This is a genomic window from Streptomyces sp. NPDC127068 (assembly GCF_042724695.1).
Classification (GTDB): Bacteria; Actinomycetota; Actinomycetes; order Streptomycetales; family Streptomycetaceae; genus Streptomyces.
This window is the reverse complement of record NZ_JBHXEN010000020.1, coordinates 1-6433: the sequence shown is the minus strand read 5'-3', so window position 1 is coordinate 6433 and position 6433 is coordinate 1. Positions and strand designations below refer to the sequence as shown.

Annotated in this window: 5 protein-coding genes; all 5 read left to right on the top strand. The window is 70.5% G+C overall.

All coding sequences use genetic code 11. The features are described 5' to 3' along the window. Positions 1-158 precede the first annotated feature (158 nt). The 5 genes from ACFWIA_RS14835 to ACFWIA_RS14815 all read left to right on the top strand — a co-directional run bounded on the left by ACFWIA_RS14835 (position 159) and on the right by ACFWIA_RS14815 (position 6397). Positions 159-1925: a beta-galactosidase family protein gene (locus ACFWIA_RS14835; RefSeq protein ID WP_387004193.1), complete on the top strand. Its 1767-nt coding sequence runs from the start codon at positions 159-161 to the stop codon at positions 1923-1925. A gap of 180 nt (positions 1926-2105) precedes the next feature. After that, positions 2106-3419 carry an ABC transporter substrate-binding protein gene (locus ACFWIA_RS14830; RefSeq protein ID WP_387004190.1) on the top strand — a complete coding sequence of 438 codons (1314 nt, stop codon included), beginning with the start codon at positions 2106-2108 and terminating at the stop codon, positions 3417-3419. Positions 3420-3594: 175 nt separating this feature from the next. Beyond that, positions 3595-4443, top strand: a complete 849-nt coding sequence (locus tag ACFWIA_RS14825) for a carbohydrate ABC transporter permease (protein WP_385493021.1) — start codon at positions 3595-3597, stop codon at positions 4441-4443. Beyond that, complete coding sequence (locus ACFWIA_RS14820; RefSeq protein ID WP_387004187.1) at positions 4440-5372, top strand: carbohydrate ABC transporter permease; 933 nt, start codon at positions 4440-4442, stop codon at positions 5370-5372. Before ACFWIA_RS14825 ends, ACFWIA_RS14820 begins: the two co-directional genes overlap by 4 nt. Positions 5373-5416: 44 nt before the next feature. Then, complete coding sequence (locus ACFWIA_RS14815) at positions 5417-6397, top strand: hydroxyacid dehydrogenase (RefSeq protein WP_387004440.1); 981 nt, start codon at positions 5417-5419, stop codon at positions 6395-6397. Positions 6398-6433: the final 36 nt, after the last annotated feature.

Here is a 6433-nt window from a genome sequence, read left to right as displayed (position 1 = left end):
GCGCTTTGTCCGCGCCCCGCGCCGACCGGCCGGGCCCCTACCCGCCCGTTCGCGCCTGCGCTCCGGGGGGGTGGTGCGCCCCCCCACCCGCGGGCCCCCCCCACCGCCCTGCCCTCCGACGCCCCTACCCACACCCGATTTCTCCCCAGGAGTTCCCGATGTTCCGTGTGTCCCCCGAAGGGTTCTCCCTCGACGGCAGACCGGTGCGCCTGCTGTCGGGTGCCCTGCACTACTTCCGTTCGCTGCCCGAACAGTGGCCCCACCGGCTGGGCCAGCTGCGCGCGATGGGCCTCAACTGCGTCGAGACCTACGTTCCGTGGAACCTGCACGAACCGCGGCCGGGCAGCTACGACTTCTCGGGCCTGGCCGACCTGGACCGGTTCCTGACCGCCACCCGGGAGGCCGGACTGCACGCGATCGTGCGGCCGTCCCCGTACATCTGCGCCGAGTGGGAGAACGGCGGGCTGCCCTGGTGGCTGCTCGCCGACCCCGAGGTGCGGGCGCTGCGCTGCCAGGACCCGGGCTTCCTCGCCCGGGTGGAGCGGTGGTTCGACGAACTGCTGCCACGGCTCGTCCCGCACCAGGTCACCCGGGGCGGCAACGTGCTGATGATGCAGATCGAGAACGAGTACGGTTCGTACGGCACCGACACCGGCTATCTGCGCCACGTGGCGGAGCTGATGCGGGAACGGGGCGTCGACGTCCCCCTGTTCACCTCCGACGGGCCCGACGACTTCTTCCTGACCGGCGGCTCGGTGCCGGGCCACCTGGCCACCGTCAACTTCGGCAGCCGGGCCGGCGAGGCGTTCGCCCAGCTGGCGGCGGTGCGGCCGGACGATCCGCCGGTGTGCATGGAGTTCTGGTGCGGCTGGTTCGACCACTGGGGGGACGAACACGTCGTGCGCGCCCCCGAAGAAGCGGCGGCGGCGCTCGACGAGATCCTGGCGTCGGGCGGGCAGGTGAACCTGTACATGGCCCACGGCGGGACCAACTTCGCCACCTGGGCCGGGGCCAACACCAAGGACCCCGTCACCGGCGAGCGCTACGCGCCGACCGTCACCTCCTACGACTACGACGCCCCCGTCGACGAGCGCGGCGCGGTGACGGAGAAGTTCCACGCCTTCCGGGAGGTGCTGAGCCGCTACGCGGACGCCCCGCCGCCCGAACCCCTGCCGCTTCCCGCGCTGTTGCCGCCGGGTCGGGTGGAGCTCGACGGTTCCGTCCGCCTCTTCGACGTGCTCGACCGGCTGGGCACCGGGGAGCCGGTGCGGTCCCCCGAGCCGCCTTCCTTCGAGGAGTTGGGACTCGCGCACGGGCTCGTCCTCTACGAGACGACCGTCCCGGGGCCGCGCGGCCCCTATCCCCTGTCCGTGCAGGGACTCGCCGACCGGGCCCACCTGTACGTGGACGGACGACTCAGGGGCGTCCTGGAGCGGGACGGGGAGCAGCAGGTGCCCGAGGTGTCGGTGCCGGCCGACGGGGCGCGGGTGGGCCTGTTGGTGGAGTCCATGGGGCGGGTGAACTACGGGATGGGCCTCGGCGACCGCAAGGGGGTGCGTCGGGTGCTGCACACCCAACAGGCCCTGCACGGCTGGTCGGCGCGGGCCGTGGAGCTGGGGCACGGCACGCCCGAGGGTCTGCCCTGGGGTGCGGCCGGCGAGGGGCCGGGGCCGGTCTTCCACCGGGGGCACTTCGAGGCGGTGGAGCCCGCCGACGGGTACCTCGCGCTGCCCGGCTGGACCAAGGGTTACGTCTGGGTCAACGGGTTCTGTCTGGGCCGGTACTGGGACCGCGGACCGCAGCGCACCCTGTACGTCCCCTGGCCGCTGGTGCGCGCCGGACGCAACGAGGTCGTGGTGCTGGAGCTGGACGACGCTCCTCCGTCCCCGGTGGTGGAGTTCCGGGACGCCCCCGACCTGGGCTGATGTGCTCTTCCGTTCGTTTGCCCACCCGTGTCCGGACATAGCCCTCCTGATCGACCGTCGAGCGATCGAAACCGTTCCGAGATGATCGTTCGCTCATTCACTCTTGACCCTGATCGTTTTTGGTCGAAAGATGTTCGCCAACTCGCCGTCATCGATCGGCCTTTTTCGAGGAGTAGTGCAATGAAGCCCACCTCCATCAAGTCCCCCATAGCCCTCGTGGCAGCCGTGGCCTCGCTGGCCCTCGTCGCCGCCTGCGGCAGCGGCGACGAGGACGCGTCGGGCTCCGCCGGAAGCCCGGACAAGCCGGTCACGATCGACTACTGGTCGTGGATGCCGGGCACCAAGGAAACCGCCGAGGCGTTCAACAAGTCGCAGAAGAACGTCCGCGTGCGCTTCTCCGAGGTGCCGGCCGGGCTCGCGGGCGGCTACGACAAGCTCGCCAAGGGGGTGAAGGCGGGCAACGCGCCCGACGTCATGAACGTCGAGTACCAGGCGCTGCCCGACCTGGTCACCCAGGGGCTCATCGCCGACTCCTCCGAACTGCTCGGCGACACGGTGAAGAAGGCGCCCCGGCAGGTGCAGGACCTCGTCACCCTCGGCGGCAAACAGTGGGCGGCCCCGTTCGACGTCGCCCCGCAGATGATGTACTACCGCAAGGACCTGTTCGAGAAGCACAAGATCCCGGTCCCCAAGACCTGGACCGAGTACGCCGAGGCCGCCGAGAAGATCAAGAAGGCCGACTCCAAGGCCCGCATCACCGCGTTCTGGAGCGACGACACGGCCACCTGGGCCGCCCTCGCCCAGCAGGCGGGCGCCACCTGGTACACCGCCGAGGGCGACTCCTGGAAGGTCGACATCAACGACGCGGCCACCAACAAGGTCGCCGACTTCTGGGGCGCGCTGGTCAAGGACGACCTGGTCTTCAACCACAAGGCGTGGAGCCCCGAGTCGACCAAGGCCACCGCCGACCACCGGGTGTACACCCGGATCAGCGCCTCCTGGGGCGCGGGCGCCCTCAAGACGGAGCAGCCGGACCAGGCGGGCAAGTGGGCCTCGGTGGCGCTGCCCGGTTGGGGGGACGGCAAGACCGGCATGGTGGGCGGCTCCTCCTTCGCCGTGGTCAAGGACAGCAAGAAGGCCGCCGCCGCCGCGGAGTTCGTCGCCTGGGCCACGACCTCCGACGAGGCGGTCAAGGCCCGGCTCGCGGCCGGCACCTCCTCCGCGCTGCCCGCCGACGAGAAGCTCCGCGACGTCGCCAAGCAGTCCTTCGACACCGCGTACTTCGACGGTCAGGACCTCTACGCCGCGGCCTCCGAGCAGGTGCCGAACATCAACGCCGGCTGGGTGTGGAGCCCCGTCCACAACGCGACCTCGGTCGAGTTGACGGCGGCACTCGGCAAGGCCTCCGACGGGGACTTCTCCGCCGCCCTCGCCAAGGGCCAGGCCACCGCCGAGAAGCTCATCAAGGACCGCGGGCTCAAGCTCGCCGAGTGAGGCCCGCCGGGACCCACCGGGCCCGCCCGGACCCCCGGTCCGGCGCGGCCCGGCCCCGGCCCCCCGCTCCCCGCACACCTCGTCACCCACCAAGGAGCCCCTGGTGACCACAAGGCTCTCAGGCGGCGCGTCCGCCGCTGCCCGCCGCGGGCAGCGCGTCGCCGCGACCCTGCTGATAGGCCCGTTCCTCCTGCTCTTCGTCCTCACCCTGATCGTCCCGATCGGCTACGCGGCCTATCTGAGCCTGTTCCGTGAGCAGTCCTCGGGGCTCGGCTTCGGGGGCACCGAAACCCTCTTCGCCGGCCTGGGCAACTACACCCGCGCCCTCACCGACCCCGGCTTCCAGCAGGGGTTCGTGCACATCGCCGCCTACTGCGCCGTGTACATCCCGGTGATGATCGGCGGGGCCCTGTTCCTGGCCCTGCTGATCGACTCGGCACTCGCCCGGGCCAAGCGCTTCTTCCAGCTCGCGGCGTTCCTGCCGCACGCGGTGCCCGGACTGATCGCCGCGATCATCTGGGTCTTCCTCTACACCCCGGGGCTGAGCCCGATCCACCAGTTCCTGGAGTGGTTCGGCACGGAGGCCGACTTCCTGGGGCCGAACGCGATCCTGTTCTCCATGGTCAACGCCGCCGCCTGGCAGTGGATCGGCTACAACATGGTCATCTTCTACGCCGCGCTCCAGGCCATTCCGCGCGAGACGCTGGAGGCCGCGATCGTCGACGGCGCCGGCGGGCTGCGCACCGCGCTGTCCGTGAAACTGCCGATGATCCGCTCCTCGGTGGTGCTGACCACCCTGTTCACCTGCATCGGCGCGATCCAACTGTTCACCGAGCCCGAGACGTTCCGGCTGCACGCCCAGGGCCTGTCGCCCGAGTGGTCGCCGACGATGTTCATCTACCAGGCCGCCTTCTCCAAGCACGACTTCGGCCTCGCCGCCGCCGCGTCACTGCTGCTGGCCCTGCTCGGCATCGCCCTGTCGTTCGTCGTCACCAAGCTCGGCAACCGGTGGAAGGAGGCGTGAGCGTGACCACCCTGACCCCCGAGGACGCCCGTCGGACCGCTTCGACGAAGACGTCCCCCGCCCAGGAGCCGTCCGGCTCCGGACGGCGGCCCCGCACCCAGCGCTTCTCGCGCGCCGCGGTCAACTCCGTGCTGATCGTGATGTCGTTCTACACCCTGATGCCGGTCCTGTGGCTGCTGTTCGCCGCCACGAAGGACAACGGCGACCTCTTCGGCAAGCCCGGATTCCAGCTCGGCGACTTCAGCCTGCTGTCCAACCTGTCGGACCTGTTCACCTACCAGGACGGCGTCTTCGGGCGCTGGCTCGCCAACAGCGCCCTGTACTCCCTGGTGGGCTCGGTGCTGTCCACGATGCTGTGCGTCGCGGCGGGCTACGCCTTCGACAAGTACCACTTCGCGGGCAAGGAACGGATCTACGGCTTCGTCCTGCTCGGCCTGCTGGTGCCGGCGACCGTCGTGTCGCTGCCGATCTACCTGCTCGCCTCCAAGGTGGACCTCGTCAACACCTACTGGGCGGTGCTGATCCCGTCCCTGGCGAACCCGTTCGGCGTCTACCTCTCCCGGGTGTTCTCCGAGGGGTACGTACCGGGCGAGACGCTGGAGGCGGCCCGGATGGACGGCGCCGGGGAGATCCGCACCTTCGTCTCGATCGCGCTGCCGATGCTGAAGCCCGCGTTCATGACGGTGTTCCTGTTCTCCTTCACCGGCAGTTGGAACAGCTTCTTCCTGCCGCTGGTGATGCTCAACGACCAGAACCTGTATCCGGTCGGCCTCGGCCTGTTCAACTGGAACGCCAACCTGTCGCAGTACCCGGAGCAGTACGCACTGTTGATCACCGGCTCGCTCGTGTCGATCCTGCCCCTCGTCCTGGCCTTCCTCTGCCTGCAACGCTACTGGCGCTCGGGCCTGACCGCCGGAGCCGTCAAGTGACCGACGCCACCACGTCCCCCCACCGCCCGCGGACCGTTCTCGCGATGGCGCCCGAGGTGCGCGACGCCCTGTTCGACGACGAGACGCTGACCTTGCTGACGCAGGTCGCGGACACCGACCCGGCCCTCGTCGTCACCGACTTCCACGACCCCGCGGTGGCGCCCGCCCTCGCCCGCGCCGAGGCGCTGTTGACCGGGTGGGAGTGCCCGCCGCTGGACGCGCGGGCACTGGAGCTGATGCCCCGGCTGCGCACCGTCGTGCACGCCGCCGGGTCGGTGAAGCACCACATCACGGACGCGTGCTGGCAGCGCGGCATCACGGTCGCCTCCGCCGCGGGGGCGAACGCCGTGCCGGTCGCCGAGTACACGGTCGCGATGGTCCTGCTGGCCGGCAAGGGCGTGTTGCCCGCCGCCGCTGCGTACCGGGCCAAGCGCACCTGGATCAGCCCCATCGACACCATCGGTCGCGGCGGCAACTACCGTCGGACGGTCGGTGTCGTGGGTGCCTCCCGCATCGGGCGCCGGGTCATCGAACTGCTCCGCCCGTACGACCTGGAGGTCCTGCTGTACGACCCGTACGTCGACACCGAGCAGGCCGCGGAACTCCAGGTCCGCACGGTGGACCTGGACGTGCTCGCCCGCTCCAGTGACGTGGTCACCATCCACGCCCCCCAACTGCCCTCCACCCACCACCTGTTCGACGCACAGCAGCTGAGCCGGATGCCGGACGGGGCGACGCTGATCAACACGGCACGCGGCTCCCTGGTGGACACCGAGGCGCTCACGGCGGAACTGGTCAGCGGCCGGTTGAACGCCGTGCTCGACGTCACCCATCCCGAGGTGCTGCCCGCGTCCTCGCCCCTGTACGAGCTGCCGAACGTGCTGCTCACCCCGCATGTGGCCGGATCGCTCGGCAACGAGTTGACCCGCATGGCACGGGCCGCCGTCGACGAACTCGCCCGCTACGCCGCGGGACTGCCCTTCGCCGACCCGGTGCGTCCGGACGCCCTCGCCCGGTCCGCGTGACCCGTGCGGCCGGTGCGCGCCGGATCGACCCCGGCG

Bases quoted from the DNA above. Each gene is read 5' to 3' on its own strand.
- ACFWIA_RS14835 (WP_387004193.1), top strand. From the start codon at position 159: ATGTTCCGTGTGTCCCCCGAAGGGTTCTCCCTCGACGGCAGACCGGTG.
- ACFWIA_RS14830 (WP_387004190.1), top strand. From the start codon at position 2,106: ATGAAGCCCACCTCCATCAAGTCCCCCATAGCCCTCGTGGCAGCCGTG.
- ACFWIA_RS14815 (WP_387004440.1), top strand. From the start codon at position 5,417: ATGGCGCCCGAGGTGCGCGACGCCCTGTTCGACGACGAGACGCTGACC.